Below are 16,511 nucleotides of genomic sequence, written 5' to 3' on the forward strand. Positions count from 1 at the left end.
ATGAGCCTTACCATTGCTATCGTTGGTCGTCCCAATGTTGGGAAATCAACACTTTTTAATCGTTTGGTTGGGCAAAAATTGGCTTTGGTTGATGATAAGCCTGGTGTAACACGTGATCGGCGTGTTCATGCGGCAAAACTTCAAGATCTACGTTTTGATGTAATTGATACGGCTGGGCTGGAAGAAGCGGGAGATCATACCCTTGAGGGGCGTATGCGTTCTCAGACAAAAGCTGCAATTGATGAAGCAGATCTTGTTTTATTTATGTTTGATACAAAGAGCGGAATAACACCGAGTGATTTAAATTTTGCTTCACTGGTTCGCAAATCAGGAAAACCGATTGTGCTCGTTGCTAATAAGTCTGAGTCAAAAGCGGCAACAGGGGGAGAGTATGAGGCATGGTCATTAGGTTTGGGAGAGCCATGCCCAATATCGGCTGAACATGGTTTGGGACTGAGCGATCTTCGTGATGCCATTATAGACGCTGTTGGGTCAGAGCGCGCTTTTAGCAACAACAAAGAAGAAGATATGACGATACAGCCTGCATCTGTTGGTGATGATATAGAAGATTTGCAGGAGGAGGGGCTTATTTACGATGAAAGCAAGCCTATTCGGATTGCCATTGCCGGGCGTCCCAATACAGGAAAATCTACTCTTATCAATAGTATGTTGAAGCAAGATCGGTTATTAACAGGACCAGAAGCAGGGTTGACACGCGATTCTATTTCTGTCGATTGGGAATGGCGTGGTCGTCATATTAAACTATTTGATACTGCAGGTTTACGTCGAAAATCGAAAATTCAAGAAAAATTAGAAAAGCTATCGGTTGCTGATACTTTACGTGCCATTCGTTTTGCCGAAGTAGTGGTCATTGTTTTTGATGCAACGATACCTTTTGAGAAGCAGGATTTACAAATTGCTGATCTTGTGATTCGTGAAGGGCGTGTTCCAGTTATTGCTTTCAATAAGTGGGACCTTATTGAAAATAGTCAGGCTACATTGATTGATTTGCATGAAAAATGTGCGCGATTTCTTCCTCAAGTTCGCGGTTTGAGAGCTGTTCCTTTATCAGGACAATATAGCCAAGGGATTGATAAACTTATGGAAAATGTCATGATGATGCACCGTGTATGGAATCGTCGCATTTCCACGGCTAAATTGAATCAATGGCTTGAAACTGTCGTGGCACATCATCCACCTCCTGCGATTTCGGGGCGTCGACTTAAGGTTAAATATATCACACAGGTGAAAACACGTCCTCCCGGATTTATGATTTCTTGCTCACGTCCCCAAGTCATGCCCCAGTCGTATTTGCGTTATCTTGTTAACGGATTACGTGAAACATTTGATATGGCTGGTGTCCCAGTGCGCTTATCATTACGCGCATCTGATAATCCTTTTGCGACACGTTCTAAAAAGAAATGATAGCTCTTCTTTATTTTAAAGTAAATGAAATCTATAGAGCCTTAAAAATAAGCCTTTTCATGATTTGTATTGTTCTAAATATCGAAAGTGAAATGATAATTTCCACAGACAAATATCTTATTTTTCATAAAAGAAAAAAATCTTTATTTTAATGTATTGATGAATTAATAATCTTTATCATGCGTGCTATAGAACTTTCTCAGTTTAATTTTTCTTGATAAAGATTCTTTATTTGTATGTTATGAGAAGAATTTAATAGGGAATATTGAAGAAGGAGCATACAATCCTTTTAAGAGTGTATTTCAATGTAAAAATAAAGACAATATGAGGGGGGAAATATAATGATGGTACTCGTTTGAAGAGAAGCATTAAATTATATTTTCATAAAACTAAAGAGTATTCATAAGCACTTTTGCTTGCGATGATTTCTTTTTAATAAAAAGTAAAAATATCCGCTGAATCTAACAACCTTCACTTTTAAAGGGTGAAATTTAACAAGTAGGGTAAAATTGTATAAAACGGTATAGCGGTCGTATTCAAGTTTTATTGGGCTCTATTTAAAATTGTAAATTGATTATATCTCGTACTTAAAGAAAAATCTCTTTATGCTTCTAAGCCTATTTCACGATGGTGCCTGTAAATAGAGGTATAATGTCAAATACCTTGCAAGTGGGATCATATACAACCCGTTGAGAATTTTCAGTTAAACAAAAAGTGCAAGCCTACTTGAATAAAAAGCATAAGCGAATACTTTTATATTATTTTCAGCTTTCAGGGGTGTATCAATTCTATTTGTATCAATTCTCGTTTTGAAAGAGAGCATAAAAAGCAATTTTTCAACCGTTTTTAAGCACACATCAACCCTTCTTGTGATATACAACAACAGTTTTGATTACTTCAATATGAATACGCAAGAATATTTTATCAGAGTTCTTTTTAAAGAAGAAAATTATATATTATAACTTATAAATCAAAGTGTTGTGTTCAAATGCCCCCAAACTCCCCATTGGCTTCCATTTTCCTTAACGCATGATGGGCAAAGCCTACGCGATTGATTCACATTCAGTGAATATGTGTTTAGTATATTATGTTACCAAGAATAAGACATTAGTTATGTTTGTGCTATCTTATCAAAATGTTACACGATATATTTTGTATGTTTTGTGTAGATGAATCGACATACGTTCAAAATATTTAAATGATATGAGGAAAAATATGATTTTGACGGAAAACAAGACAGCATTCCATTTGTTCGCAAGCTAGAATAATGATGTGCAAGTGTGTTAATGTTTAGTGTTTTAATTTAATAATACTTTGATTTATGATAATAAACCATCACTTTTTATATTGAATTAAGAACGTCGAAAATCATAAGATTCTTTAATATTTCAAACATGTTCATGTTGAATTAAGAAAAATCTTTTGTTTGTATATCCCAAGCAAGATTGATGTGTGAGTAAAAACAGTTAAAAAAAAGAATTGTCTTTTATGCTTTTTTTCAAGATTAGGGTTGTTACAACATTGGAGTTAACAAAGCGTATAATGTTGCCGGCTTGTCTCTTCATAAGCATAAAGGTGAAGAACTTAAGAGCTTTATATTATTCACGGAAGTTTTTATGTACTTGGGGGTGATATTGTGAAATCGGTTTAGGAACTTTAAGAAATATCTTTTTAAAAAAGCATGTGAATTGAAAAATGTGTTATTTAGGCGATAAAATTTATACGATAATTTGTGATAGATTTCTTTTAGTCTCTTGACGAATAAATTCGAGAACAATATGATGCACAAGACTTTACACGATGCATTTTTGCTTTGCTTTTTGATGAAGGAGCCGATGATGGCGATGGGCGAGAAACCCGTTACAAGCCGCAAGGAGACTGAAGGAAAAAAGCAAAGAGAGAGTTTTCATTCAGAGGATTTGGAATGTCGTAGTAAGAACTTAAGCGCAGCTTTAGCGCACAAGCAAGCGTTAAGGAAGCGGGAGCATAAGGATAGGCAGAAAAAGTCACAAGGGAGGATAGCGGATGCCGTTAAGCTTTCCAGTGAATTTTTAGCAAGTGTTATTGTTGGTGTTGTTTTAGGGGTGGGTTTTGATAAGTTGGCAGGTTCATGGCCTTGGGGATTGGTATTTTTTCTTTTTCTTGGATTTGCTGCTGGTGTATTGAGTATTCTTCGGTCTGTGGGGTATGTTTCCTCCAGTCAATTAAGGCAAAAAGGCGTATTGCGCCAAGATGAACAAAATAAAGGGGCCAATGAGAGGTCCGATAAATGAGGTTGAAGTGACAGCGCACGCTCCAGATCCTATTCATCAGTTTGAGGTTTCACGGCTGATTAAGATTTCCATAGGAAATATGGATTTATCATTTACAAATGTATCATTGTTTACAGTCGTTACGGTTGTTATAACTGCTTCTTTTCTCTTTATTTCATCATCAAGTCGTGGATTGGTTCCAACGCGGATGCAATCTCTTTCAGAAATGGCCTATGAGTTTGTTGCATCGACTCTGCGAGAATCATCTGGTGTGCAGGGGATGCAGTTTTTTCCTTTAGTTTTTTCTCTGTTTACTTTTATTTTAGTTGCTAACTTTATTGGTCTTTTTCCCTATTTTTATACGGTGACCTCTCAGATTATGATTACGTTTTCGTTGGCAATGGTGGTTATTTTGACGGTGATTGGTTATGGCTTTTATAAGCATGGGATCAGTTTTTTAAAACTGTTCGTTCCCAGTGGGGTTCCTGTCGTCGTTTTGCCTCTCGTGACAATGATTGAGATTATTTCTTTTCTCTCCCGCCCCATCAGTCTTTCGCTTCGTCTTTTTGCGAATATGCTAGCTGGTCATATTACGCTCAAAGTGTTTGCTGGGTTTATTGTTTCGATGATTGGGGTAGGAATCGTAGGCGTTGGTGGTGCGGTTTTGCCCCTTATTATGACTGTGGCGATTACGGCTCTTGAGTTTTTGGTTGCATTTCTTCAGGCTTACGTCTTTACAGTTTTAACATGTATGTATCTTAATGATGCAATTCATCCAGGACATTAATAGAATTGGCGGTTTTCCGTCGAATAGTGCAATTTCGCTTAAAAGGAGAATAATATGGAAATAGTGCTTGCAGCAAAATATATTGGCGCTGGTCTTGCTTGCTTTGGTATGGCCGGAACCGCTTTAGGGCTTGGTAATATTTTTGGAAGCTATCTTTCTGGTGCATTACGTAATCCATCAGCAGCAGATAGTCAGTTTGGACGTCTCGTCTTTGGTTTTGCTGTGACAGAAGCTTTGGGTATTTTTTCGTTGCTCATTGCTTTATTACTTCTTTTTGGGGTTTAATCATCATCAAAAGGGTATGTTTGTTCTCGTTATGAGGAAAGATTTACCCTTTTAGGCTTTTAACCAGAGAATTATTCGTTAATTATTATTGGTTAGAGATGGTTTAAGCTATTTAAAGGATGAAAGAGGATGTTTATTGCCAGCGCTTATGCACAGAACACTGAAACGTCGATAGAACATATCAAGAAAGTGGCAGAGCATGCAAATCGTGTGTTTCCACCTTTTGATTTTGTTCATTTTAGTTCGCATTTTTTCTGGTTGGCAATTTCTTTCGGACTTTTTTATCTGTTTATCTCTCGTGTGATTGCGCCGCGTATTGGTGGTGTTATTGAAACACGTCGAGATCGAATTGCATCTGATTTAGATCAGGCAATGCGCATGAAGCAGGAAGCAGACACTGTTGTTGAAACTTATGAGCGTGAATTAGCAGAAGCGCGTTTGAAAGCGCATACGATAGCACAAGCAGCTGGTGAAGAATTAAAACAAAAGGCAGAGCTTGAACGGAAGGAGATTGAAGAGCGTTTAGAAAAAAAACTTGCAGATGCTGAAAAACAGATAGCAAAAATTCGGGATAAAGCGATGCAAAATGTTGGTTCTATCGCTGAAGAAGTCGCCCTTGAAATTGTGAAAAAATTGATTGATGTTGATATCAGCAAAGAGGCTGTTCGTTCAGTTGTTAAAACTGCCGATTATTGAGGAAGACAAAGATGAGTGATACTTTTTGGGCTTTTATTGGATTAGTTCTTTTTTTAGCTCTTTTAGTCTATTTCGAGATTCCGCAGAAAATTTTACATCATCTTGATGCACGCGCGAAGCGTATCAAAGATGAGCTGGATGAGGCTCTACGTCTTCGTGAAGAGGCACAGGAAATATTAGCTGAATATCAACGCAAGCATGCAGAAGCAGAAAAAGATGCACAAGAAATTATTGCAGCGGCAAAGCATGAAGTTGAATCCGTGATTGCTGAAGCGCGTAAAAAAGCGGAAGAATATGTAAAAAACCGCAATAAATTGGCTGAGCAAAAAATCGCTCAAGCAGAAGCGGATGCAATCCGCATGGTTTCTTCATCAGCTATCGATTTGGCAATTTCTACAGCACGTAATCTTATTACAAAGGAATTAGATTCTAACAGGTCAGATGAACTTGTTAAAGAGGCTCTTTCGAAAGAATCATTGAGAAAGATGAAAACATATCTTAATTAATTGGCATTTTAGAGATAAAAAACTGCTTCTTTAAGTGCATAATTTTTTCAATATCAAATGCTTTAATCTACTATATCATGATGCTAGTCTTGAGTTGACTGTGGATTGAGTTTAAAGGGCCGTATTCTCTAGCTTAGGTTGATCTTTTGATTTTCTTCATAAAGATTATAGTGAGAAGTGCCATTGTCTTTGTTTGTATGAAGCGATAAGCGAGTACCGTTATTATATTATCAGTTAAGATAGTGTGACGATTTTTGTATTGAGCAACTGCTTTTATGTTGAGCAGTTTTATGGAAAATACCTCTCTCATTTCAAAACTGTTCTATTTTGAATTAATCAAAATCGTTTTTTTTGCACGCGACAAGGGAGAATGGTTTGTGGACAAAATTGTGCAAGAAAAGTCATCTCTTATGAATTCTCTCAAGAGCTAAGAATTATCGGCAGCATTTGGGGCTGGTAAAAGTATGTGAGGGAGCTCTCGCTGGCTCCTTTTACAAGCGCAAAGATAGGGGGGCTACATGGCTTTATCATTATACACACTTATGGTCTCCTCCGTCGTAAAAAGGGCTTGGGAGACTTAAAAAATATTTCTTTAAAGAAAGCCAATGGATAAGGAATCCAATGACGTTTTGTCTTACAGAATAGCCATGCGGTACACATTTATATGCTTATTTTGGAGAGAAATTCTCAACATATTTTCTTCCTTCATTTTATGAAAGCATTTATGAAGAGGAATACTCCCCATAAAGTGTATAAAATCTACTGAGTATGATATCTTCTTGTTTAATAAAAGTGCAAACAGATAGCACCTATTTTACTTGGAACTATTCGTGAGGAGAACTTTTTTTAAAAAGTTATCGACGCATTCACCCAGCTTGTAGGGTGCGGAGGAGTTTTTTTAATTGATTCAATAAGAGAGGAGATTTATGATGAGGAAAATTTACACTATACAGTGTTTATGATTAAATATAAAGTATCATTGACGATAAAAAGTTCTACTGCTTTTGAAAGTTAGAGCAAATTCCACGAGAGAATTCTTTATAATATTCTGAAATATTCATTAATAAAAAAGAAAAAATTTATCTTTATTATTTTTATCAGTTCATAGGACATTTTAGTTTTAAAGGACAAGTTTTGAGAAGTCTGCAACTGCTTGTGTAAGTGTGTGAGTCCGTTTGAGAAGAGCTAGGCGGTTCGCACGAACGTCAGAGTTTTTATCGTTTACCAATACTTTTTCAAAAAATAGATCTATCAATTTTCCAAGCGGCGCTAGAATACCGAGTGCAAATGATAAATTTGTTGCATCGATGGGCGCAAGAATCTTTCTTTCCACTTCACAGATTGCATCATAGAGCTGCTTTTCTTCTTTTTCAACAAAGAGCTCAGGATTAATTTCATGCGCTATTGTTGTGTTTTTTTGAAATTCATTTTCAAGAATATTGGCAGTACGTTTTACAGAGGCTACAAAACTCATTCCATCATGGGTATTAATAAAAGCGATAAGAGACTCGACATGACGTGCAACCAATAAAAAATCATCAGAATCTTTGTTCAAAACCGCTTCAAGGGCATCATAGCGAGCCCCTTCCTCTTTTAGATGGATTTTTAAACGGTCATGAAAAAAGAATAACAGATCGGATAAAATAACCTCTGTTTTTTCTGGAAGAAAATTCTGCAATTGTGGATTTTCTTGTTGAGAGATTTCATATTTATTTTTTTGTTGTACGAAAAGATTCGTTGCCAACTGAAACAGTGGCATAAGATTAATTTTCCAGTCGCGTGAAAGAACGAGCCTAATAATTCCCAAGGCTGCTCGTCTTAATGCATAGGGATCTTTCGAGCCTGTTGGTTTTTCATTAATGAGCCAAAAGCCAACCAGCATGTCAATTTTGTCGGCAAGCATAATGGTTATAGCAAGTGGTTCTTGCGGAAGACGGTCTGCTGGTCCTTGAGGTTTATAATGCTCTTCAATTGCGACAGCTACGCGAGGATCTTCCCCTTGCAGAAGGGCATATTTTTGCCCCATAACTCCTTGTAGTTCAGGAAATTCTCCGACAATTTCCGTTTGCAAATCAGCTTTTGCAAGGATTGCTGCACGCTTTGCTAAAAGAGGATCTGCGTGTATCAAAGGTGCAATTTTTTGTGCGAGTGTAGCGATGCGCTCTACTCTTGCACTTTGCGTGCCTAATTTGGCGTGAAAAGTTACATTCAAATGATCAAGTCGTGCCATTCTCTGATCAAGAGGTTTCTTTATATCAAGATCAAATTTTTTTATAGAAGATTCCAATTGTTGAATATCGGGCAAATCACGCTGATCTTTTTGCCAAAAATAGAGTGCATCAGAAAGACGGGCACGAACAACCTTACTATTTCCTTTCGAAATTTCTTTGCCTTCATCGTTGGCAAGAATATTAGAAACAAGAATAAAGTGATGAGAAAGTTTTACCTTTTCTCCTTGTTTACGGGTGACAAAACATTTCTGATTAGCTCGAATGGTCAAGCGAATAATTTCTGGAGGAATATCAAGGAATGATTTATCAAAATCACCCATAAGAATAACAGGCCATTCAACAAGACCCGCAACTTCTTCTAGGAGGAGATTATCTTGAACGAGTTCTAAACCTTTTGCAAAGCAAAGATTTTGGGCATCCGCTAAAATGATATTTTTTCGTCTTTCGGCATCCAGAATGACTTTATGGGCTTCAAGTTTTGTCACATAATCATCAAAGCGGCGCACTTGAAATGGTTTTCCGTCACTTAAGAAACGGTGACCATAAGTGAGATTGTTACTTTCAAGAGAACCAATTGTAAACGGGATAACATGCGTTTCACCAATTTCTGGTCCGAAGACGCAAAGAATATTTTGTAAAGGTCGAATCCACTTTAGTGCACCACTTTTTGCGGAATCTTTTCCCCAACGCATAGATTTCGGCCACGGAAAGTTGCGAATAATATCTGGTAAAATATCGGCAATAATTTCTTCTGCAGCACGGCCTTTTTTTACGATTTTAGCAATATAAAAATCACCTTTTTTATCATCATGTCCAATCTGCGCTTCAGAAATATCGTTGAGCCCCGTTGCACGGAGAAAACCATCAATTGCATGCTGTGGTGACTTTGTACTGGGACCTTTGCGTTTCTCATGGATATCTTTTGAGCGTATAGAAAGTCCACGGATGTCCAATATTAGTCGACGGGGGGTCCAATATTCACGAGCAGCTTTATAGGTCAATCCAGCATTGACAAGTTGATCTGTAACAGCTTTTTTAAGATCAGCAGCAGCTTTTCGTTGCATACGTGCAGGGATTTCTTCACTGAAAAGTTCAAGAAGAAGATCAGACATTAGGCTTCTCCAGTATATATTTGTCCAGCTTCTGTGAGTAAGAAGGCTTCCCCACAACGGCGTGCGAGATCACGAACGCGGAGAATATAATTTTGTCGTTCAGTTACAGAAATAACGCCACGTGCTTGTAAAAGATTAAAAATATGGCTCGCTTTAATACATTGATCATAGGCAGGAAAAACACAGCGATGGAATGCATTTTCTTTATTGGGTTTTCCTGCATTAAGAAGTACATTGCATTCGCGTTCAGCATCGATAAAATGTTGGTAGAGCAGTTTCGTATCAGCAAATTCGAAGTTATAATATGAATATTCCTGTTCTGCCTGTAGAAAGATATCTCTATAACTTATTTTATTTTCTTTCTCCAAACCATTAAAGTTAAGATCATAGACGTTATCGACCCCTTGGATATACATCGCTAGACGCTCAAGACCATATGTGAGCTCTCCTGAAACTGGGGCGCATTCAATGCCGCAAACTTGTTGAAAATAAGTAAATTGAGAAACTTCCATCCCATCGCACCAACATTCCCATCCGAGTCCCCAAGCGCCAAGCGTTGGGCTTTCCCAGTCATCTTCAACAAAACGAATATCATGTAGTTGTGTATCAAGCCCGATAGCTTGTAGCGACTTTATATAAAGTTCTTGTAGATTGGGCGGAGAGGGCTTGAGAAGCACTTGGAATTGATAATAGTGTTGTAACCGATTTGGATTCTTACCATATCGGCCATCTGTAGGACGCCGAGAGGGTTGGACATAAGCAACTTTCCAAGGTCGCGGACCTAGAGAGCGTAGCGTTGTTGCTGGATGAAAAGTTCCAGCTCCAACTTCCATATCGTAAGGTTGCAAAATTGCGCACCCATAGTGTGCCCAATAATTTTGCAAAGTTAAGATTAGCCCCTGAAAAGAACGTTTAGGGTTAAGATGCTCAGGCAGTTTCACACTTTATACTCTTTAAATATTGAACGACATAAAAAATAACTAAAGAAATTTTAGTCTCTCTGTTTATTATTTTATGTGGTTTACGGTTAAGCATTGTTTATTGCAAACCAAATTTCAATTTTTCTTGAATTTGTTTAGAATTTTCTGGTTTTCCGTCAATTGCGTGATTCCATTGAAATATTGCTTCACGTTTACGTCCAACTTTCCAATAGGCATCCCCTAAATGATCATTCAATGTTGGATCCTCAGGTTGTAACCTGACAGCATTTTCCAATATTTGGACTGCTTTGTTGTATTCTTTTAGTTTATAATAAGCCCATCCTAAAGAATCGAGAATATGACTGTTGTGAGCTTGCAAAGCAGAAGCTTTTTGCAGCATATGGAGTGATTCTTCAAGCTTCTCACCTCGTTCTACAAGCGAATAGGCTAAATAGTTTAGAACCTGCGGTTGGTTTGGAAAAAATTCAAGGGCTTTTCGCAAATCAATTTCTGCTTTCGCCCACTGTTTTAAACGTTCAAAAGCAATACCACGTTGATAAAAAAGTTTCCAATCGTCCTGCTGAAAGTTCTTTATCTGAGCAATAGCATAGTCTAGAGTTTGAATAGCTTCAAGAAACTTATGATCCTGCATATAAAAAGCAACGAGCGTTATCAAAATGTTACGATCATTGGGAAATTTTTTATTTAACAATGTCAATAGTTTTATTGCTTCTTTATAATTGTTGTTATTGGCAAGAAGAAATGCAAGATGAAGTTGTCCATCTTTATAATAAGGAGATTGAGGGGATAAAGCGCGATAAAGTTTGATGGCTTGATAAGGATCATCCAATTTAGCAGAAATATGTGCGAGCTGAAATAGCGTTGCGTCATTTTGAGGATATAAGGCGAAAGATAATTGTTTGAAAATACGTGCAATGTGTCCTGAATTTTTGTGGTTGAGAGCTGTTCCAAAATTATACAACACCTCGGCTGCTCCTTGTTGAGGTGTTTTAATCAACCTTTCTAAGAAAGTATTTTTTTCAATTTTTTCTCGAAAGTTTTTGAAAACCTCTCGAGCTGACAACATGTGTTCGCCATGCTGGATTGTCTGAAGAGCTTGTTTACGCATACTATGGCGCAATTGGAATGAAGCATAGGCTGTAATAATACGTTCATAGGTATTAGGAGCGATAAGAGTACCCTGTTTGTTATTCAGTGCTTTAATAAAATATTTTTTTGCATCCTGTGGTCGTTCTGCAAGGTCGCTCATAAGTGCTAGATGATAAGATATAAAAAGCTCATACCAGACAGGACCTTTGAGCTTCTTAAGATCAGCAATTGCTTGAGACTTTTGTCCAGATCCAAATGTAATCCAAGCACCGATGAGTTCAGGTATTGGGTTATTGGCTGTGGGAGGTTCTTTTAATTGTAGAAGAAGCTTGGCATTCTTATAGTCTTTTTTAATGAGACTTTCTATTGACAACGTTAAGGAAACAAAGGGAGTTATAACATCTTGCTCTTTGAGTTTTTTAGCTTGTTGCACAGCTTCTTTAAAGTCTCCGACTGAGAGCATAGCTTCAAGGAGCTCTTTTTGTGTTTCAATGTTATCAGGTTGATAAACAAGTGCCTGTTTAAAATAATTGATCGCAAGATCTGTTTTATTTTCATGATTTGCAACCCTTCCAGCTAAATAAGCACCTGTAAATGAACTTGTATGAGTCGCCGTGCTTATTTTACTGTAGGTAGGGGATGGCATCAGCATAATACCCACGATAAAGAAGGTAAAAAGTCGGGATACCGTTGCAGAGCACATGGAGCTAATCCTTTTTAAGATAATCAATCGATTGTATCGTTTATAAATCATATCTCATTACTTTTTTAAGAAATACTGCGATTCTTGCAAAAAATCAGTTTACGCGCGCAATGCAAAACTCAACAGTTTCAACGAGAGCATTGTAAGCAAGATTTTTATTCATGGGAATAAGAGCATTAATTGCCTGTTTTCCATAGATGCGTGCTTGTTCTATGGTATCTGTGATACTATTATATTTCTCCATTAAGTGTTGCGCGTGTGCAAAGGCTTCGTCATTGCTATTGCCACCTTCAAGCGCTTCTTTCCAGAAAGCTTTTTCACCCACATTCCCACGCTCATATGCGAGAATTACAGGCATTGTAATCTTTCCTTCCCTAAAATCGTCTCCTATATTTTTTCCTAAGTTTTGAGCACTACCGCTATAGTCAAGTGCATCATCAATCAATTGGAAAGCTAATCCTAAAGATGTTCCATAGTCACGTAATGCAGAACGCTCTTTATTTCCATAGCCAGCAACAATGGGACCTACTTCAGCTGCTGCTGAAAAAAGTGCTGCTGTTTTTGCATTGATGATTTTGAGATAGTCTGAAGGGCTGGTTTTGATATTTTTTGCGGCAGAAAGTTGCATAACCTCTCCTTCAGCAATAATTGCAGCAGCGTTTGCTAGGACAGAGAGCGCTTCTATAGAGCCAACATCAACCATCATTTTAAAAGCTTGTCCTAATAGGAAATCTCCAACAAGGACACTTGCTTGATTTCCCCAAATCATTCGTGCTGTAGATTTTCCGCGTCGTAAATCACTTTCATCAATCACATCATCGTGTAACAAAGTCGCTGTGTGCATAAATTCAACGGCTGTTGCAAGTCTTATATGCCCGTCATGTTGATAGCCGAACATATGAGCAGCAGCTAATGTGATCATTGGGCGTAACCGCTTTCCTCCTGATGAAATAAGGTGATTGGAAATTTCAGGAATCATTTCAACTTCTGATTTTGCCATAGAGAGGATAAATTGATTGACGCGCTCCATATCACCTTTTGTAAGATGAATGAGAGATTGGAGGGATGTTTGATTATTTTGTGTTTGATCTAGTTTTGTGGCTACACTCACAATATGTTGACTCCCAGAGTATTGCAATGGACATCTATGAATTCTATATTTCTTAAATATTAGCATAAAGGGGGTTTTGTTTTGACTCAAGCTTTTGATGTTGCTTTAAAGTGCAAACTTTGGATGATTTGTGCAAGAATATATTTTAAAAGCTTGTATAGCATTATTTCTATGAGGGGGAAGGAAAAAATTTGCAACAGCTTTATTTGAAACGTCATTGATAAGAAAAGTCGAGTTTATAATGAACATTAGGCTTTTAAATGGATAAAACAGCGAATCAGAGTGATGAAACAACAGACAGTTTTCATCGCGGGAAATTTTATTTGGTTCAACCCCATAAACATGGTCATCGTTCTGGTATGGATGCTATGTTATTAGCCAGCTTGGTTCCCACTGATTTAAAGGGAACGGTTGTTGATTTAGGGGCGGGAGCTGGAGCAGCAGGGTTGGCTGTTGCTTCGCGTTGTTCACAAGTTCATGTTACATTGGTGGAACGCTCATCTTTTATGGTATCTTATGCACAAAAAACACTTATGCTAAAGCAAAATAAAAAACTTGCTGAGCGAGTTTGTTTGTTAAAAGCAGATGTTAGCCTCAAAGGGAATGCTCGTGTAAAAGCAGGTTTGATAGATAATAGCTTTGATTTTGCCATTATGAATCCACCTTTTAACAATCCTGTGGATCGCAAAACACCTGATGAACAGAAGTCTGATGCACATGTTATGCCTGAAGCGATGTTTGATCATTGGTTTCGAAGTGCAGCAGCCATCGTTAAACCAAGTGGATATTTAGGGCTCATTGCGCGTCCACAATCTCTAACAGATATCTTGCATGCTTTAGAAGGCCGCTTTGGTGGTATTTGTATCATTCCCATTCATGCACGTGCAACAACTCCGGCAATTCGTCTTTTATTTTACGCAAAACGGGGGAGTAGAGCAGCTTTATCTATTTTACCGGCATTGATTATACATGAAGGGAATAGCCATATTTTTTCACCACGGATTGATGCAATCAATAATGGATATATAAGCTTGTGGGAACTTTTTTAATGGTCTCTTGTATTTTTCAGTTTATCATTTAAAGTTTAAACTTTGTTATGAGGAGGTTTAGCTTTGGATGAAATTATATTTCTGGTTGTCATGTGGAGATTAATCGGCGCTTTTGGATGCTATCGCGTTCTTCCTATTTTTTTTCCTGGCCTATTTAATTGTTCTTAAATTAAGGAGATTTTGTTTTGATAGATGTTTTTAAAAATTTTATTCCACGCCGTTTTTCCTCCAATAAATTTGAAATTCCTGTTGTTCGCCTTAAAGGGGCAATTATGGATTCATCATCTATATCCCGTACGCTTTCCCTCAGTAGATGTGCCAATCTTTTAGAGAAGGCTTTCGCGCACAAAAAGTCACCGGTTGTCGCACTTATTATTAATTCTCCTGGAGGATCACCTGTACAATCGCGTTTTATCTTCAAGCGTATTCGTGATTTGGCAGAAGAAAAAAATAAAAAGGTTCTTGTGTTTATTGAAGATATCGCAGCATCTGGTGGTTATATGATTGCTTGTGCAGGGGATGAAATTTTTGCAGATCCTTCTTCGATTGTTGGTTCCATTGGGGTGGTTTCAGCTTCCTTTGGTTTTCCGGAACTTTTGAAGAAAATTGGTGTGGAGCGGCGCGTTTACACAGCAGGAAAAAATAAAGTTACACTCGATCCATTTCAGCCTGAAAAAAAGGCGGATATTGAGCATTTGAAATCTCTCCAACTTGAAGTGCATCAAACTTTTATTGATTTAGTTAAAGAACGGCGTGCGACAAAATTATCAGATGATTCGAATCTCTTTACAGGAATGTTTTGGAGTGGGAAAAAAAGCGTTGAACTTGGTCTTATTGACGGATTGAATGATGTCCGTTCTGTCATTAAAGAGCGCTTTGGTAGTGATGCAAAACTTCGATTGATTACACCTCCAAAAAGTTTTTTAGGATTTAAAACGCCTTCAGGAGTGACGGCTCATACAGTTTATACAGCTGTTGATAGTGCATTGATGGCAGCAGAAGAGCGGGCACTTTGGCAACGTTACGGTTTGTGATAGACGGGGATCATTCAAGCAAGAGGGGATTTTATCTAAAAAACAGATGTTAGAAGAAATAAAGGCTTGAAACGATACCAATGAGAACGTATCACCTATTTTATGTGAGAGTTTTTCGTAATATTTGCTGTTTATTTAGAAAAAATGAAGAATATTTCGAACTGTTTATAGGGCTGGTGTTAAAAGTATGAATAAAAGGGAGATTGTTGTAAAAGAGCCCTATAAAAGTGAATATTACGTCATATGATATCGGATGTACAAGTTTCGTTCCAAAGACATGTTTCATGTATTTACACCTATTAAATTGAATTTAGCTCTGCACGTTGTAGGGCAACGTGCTGATGGTTATCATTTAATAGAAAGTTTAGTTTATTTTAGTCTTAGCGGTGATTATCTACACTATGAACCTTGTGAAAGTGATCAGTTTGTTTTAACGGGACCGTTTGCGAAAGAACTTATATCTCATCCAGATAATTTGGTTGTTCGCGCACGGGACTTTATGCATAAGACTTTCCCTGAAGGGGCTCACCCTACTTTTTTTCGACTTGTAAAAACACTCCCTGTTGCTTCAGGCATTGGTGGTGGCTCAGGCGATGCCGCAGGGGTTATCAGTATATTGCGTCAACAATGGAATCTTGATTGCCCTTTTGAAAAATTAGCAAAAATGAGTTTAGTCCTTGGTGCTGATGTACCCATGTGTCTTTTTGCACTGGAATATCAGCAGCCACTTTTGGTTAAAGGGATTGGCCAAGAGATTATACGACTCAAAGAAGCTTGTTCTCTTGCGATAGTATTGGTTAATCATGGACAAGAGATTTCAACACAAGCTGTTTTTAAAGCGTTGGACAAGCATCATCATCCTTCTTTAAAAATTGATCCAGTCGCTTTAAAAAGCGTTGATTCATTGGTTGAAGCTTTACAAGAAACGCGTAATGATCTTTTTTCTCCGGCATTAAAAATGGTACCTCAGTTAACACAAGTGCTATCTATATTGGATGAATGTGGTTCTCTTTTTTCTCGTATGTCTGGAACGGGAGCAACTTGTTTTGGCATTTTTAAAAATCAACAAACAGCGCAACAGGCAGCTCTTTTGATCAAATCAATGCACCCAAATTGGTTTGTAAAATCGATCATGACTTTGGGAACTATTTGAGAAATAAATAGCTTTCATTTTGTCCTGACTCTACTATACATAATGAAAAGGGGTACTAAAGAAATCTATTTTTTGTTTTTTAGATAAAATGAATACATGCGAGAATAATCTTTTAGAAGCGAAAATAGATGATAGGG

Annotated in this window: 12 protein-coding genes and 1 pseudogene; 9 read left to right on the plus strand and 4 right to left on the minus strand. The window is 37.5% G+C overall.

Annotated elements, in window-relative coordinates:
• The 6 genes from der (at position 1) to D1093_RS04760 (ending at position 5,951) form a co-directional block, all read left to right on the plus strand.
• Positions 1-1,425, plus strand: coding sequence for a ribosome biogenesis GTPase Der (gene der / locus D1093_RS04735; RefSeq protein ID WP_120100972.1), 1,425 nt, complete (start codon positions 1-3; stop codon positions 1,423-1,425).
• A 1,838-nt stretch (positions 1,426-3,263) separates the two neighbouring features.
• Entirely contained in the window at positions 3,264-3,698 is a 435-nt protein-coding gene (locus tag D1093_RS04740; protein WP_120100974.1) for an AtpZ/AtpI family protein, read from the plus strand.
• Between the two features lie 7 nt (positions 3,699-3,705).
• Positions 3,706-4,464 carry a F0F1 ATP synthase subunit A gene (locus tag D1093_RS04745; protein WP_120102339.1) on the plus strand — a complete coding sequence of 253 codons (759 nt, stop codon included), beginning with the start codon at positions 3,706-3,708 and terminating at the stop codon, positions 4,462-4,464.
• A gap of 54 nt (positions 4,465-4,518) precedes the next feature.
• Positions 4,519-4,749 (plus strand): F0F1 ATP synthase subunit C, encoded by a 231-nt coding sequence (locus D1093_RS04750; RefSeq protein ID WP_012231167.1) that lies wholly within the window; start codon positions 4,519-4,521, stop codon positions 4,747-4,749.
• A 129-nt stretch (positions 4,750-4,878) separates the two neighbouring features.
• Positions 4,879-5,445, plus strand: coding sequence for a F0F1 ATP synthase subunit B (locus D1093_RS04755; protein ID WP_120100975.1), 567 nt, complete (start codon positions 4,879-4,881; stop codon positions 5,443-5,445).
• An 11-nt stretch (positions 5,446-5,456) separates the two neighbouring features.
• Positions 5,457-5,951: a F0F1 ATP synthase subunit B gene (locus tag D1093_RS04760; RefSeq protein ID WP_120100977.1), complete on the plus strand. Its 495-nt coding sequence runs from the start codon at positions 5,457-5,459 to the stop codon at positions 5,949-5,951.
• A 1,120-nt stretch (positions 5,952-7,071) separates the two neighbouring features.
• Here D1093_RS04760 and glyS read toward each other — a convergent pair.
• The 4 genes from glyS to D1093_RS04780 form a co-directional block, all read right to left on the minus strand.
• Entirely contained in the window at positions 7,072-9,294 is a 2,223-nt protein-coding gene (gene glyS, locus D1093_RS04765; RefSeq protein ID WP_120100979.1) for a glycine--tRNA ligase subunit beta, read from the minus strand.
• Positions 9,294-10,235 carry a glycine--tRNA ligase subunit alpha gene (locus D1093_RS04770; RefSeq protein WP_120100981.1) on the minus strand — a complete coding sequence of 314 codons (942 nt, stop codon included), beginning with the start codon at positions 10,233-10,235 and terminating at the stop codon, positions 9,294-9,296. Before D1093_RS04770 ends, glyS begins: the two co-directional genes overlap by 1 nt.
• 97 nt (positions 10,236-10,332) lie before the next feature.
• Complete coding sequence (locus D1093_RS04775; protein WP_120100982.1) at positions 10,333-12,027, minus strand: tetratricopeptide repeat protein; 1,695 nt, start codon at positions 12,025-12,027, stop codon at positions 10,333-10,335.
• Positions 12,028-12,121: 94 nt separating this feature from the next.
• Positions 12,122-13,138, minus strand: coding sequence for a polyprenyl synthetase family protein (locus D1093_RS04780; protein WP_120100984.1), 1,017 nt, complete (start codon positions 13,136-13,138; stop codon positions 12,122-12,124).
• Positions 13,139-13,398: 260 nt separating this feature from the next.
• Here D1093_RS04780 and D1093_RS04785 point away from each other — a divergent pair, with 260 nt between their 5' ends.
• The 3 genes and pseudogenes from D1093_RS04785 to D1093_RS04795 all read left to right on the plus strand — a co-directional run bounded on the left by D1093_RS04785 (position 13,399) and on the right by D1093_RS04795 (position 16,374).
• On the plus strand, positions 13,399-14,187 hold the full coding sequence (locus D1093_RS04785) for a tRNA1(Val) (adenine(37)-N6)-methyltransferase (protein ID WP_120100986.1): 789 nt from the start codon (positions 13,399-13,401) through the stop codon (positions 14,185-14,187).
• Between the two features lie 185 nt (positions 14,188-14,372).
• Positions 14,373-15,221, plus strand: a complete 849-nt coding sequence (locus tag D1093_RS04790; protein WP_120100988.1) for a S49 family peptidase — start codon at positions 14,373-14,375, stop codon at positions 15,219-15,221.
• A gap of 243 nt (positions 15,222-15,464) precedes the next feature.
• A pseudogene (locus tag D1093_RS04795) lies at positions 15,465-16,374 on the plus strand (4-(cytidine 5'-diphospho)-2-C-methyl-D-erythritol kinase).
• Positions 16,375-16,511: the final 137 nt, after the last annotated feature.

The sequence above is a fragment of the Bartonella kosoyi genome (assembly GCF_003606325.2).
GTDB lineage: Bacteria > Pseudomonadota > Alphaproteobacteria > Rhizobiales > Rhizobiaceae > Bartonella > Bartonella kosoyi.

What these genes read in the sequence shown, in the direction of transcription:
- der (WP_120100972.1), top strand. Translation starts at nt 1, where the DNA reads ATGAGCCTTACCATTGCTATCGTTGGTCGTCCCAATGTTGGGAAATCA.
- D1093_RS04740 (WP_120100974.1), top strand. Translation starts at nt 3,264, where the DNA reads ATGGCGATGGGCGAGAAACCCGTTACAAGCCGCAAGGAGACTGAAGGA.
- D1093_RS04750 (WP_012231167.1), top strand. Translation starts at nt 4,519, where the DNA reads ATGGAAATAGTGCTTGCAGCAAAATATATTGGCGCTGGTCTTGCTTGC.
- D1093_RS04755 (WP_120100975.1), top strand. Translation starts at nt 4,879, where the DNA reads ATGTTTATTGCCAGCGCTTATGCACAGAACACTGAAACGTCGATAGAA.
- D1093_RS04760 (WP_120100977.1), top strand. Translation starts at nt 5,457, where the DNA reads ATGAGTGATACTTTTTGGGCTTTTATTGGATTAGTTCTTTTTTTAGCT.
- glyS (WP_120100979.1), bottom strand. Translation starts at nt 9,294, where the DNA reads ATGTCTGATCTTCTTCTTGAACTTTTCAGTGAAGAAATCCCTGCACGT.
- D1093_RS04775 (WP_120100982.1), bottom strand. Translation starts at nt 12,027, where the DNA reads ATGTGCTCTGCAACGGTATCCCGACTTTTTACCTTCTTTATCGTGGGT.
- D1093_RS04785 (WP_120100986.1), top strand. Translation starts at nt 13,399, where the DNA reads ATGGATAAAACAGCGAATCAGAGTGATGAAACAACAGACAGTTTTCAT.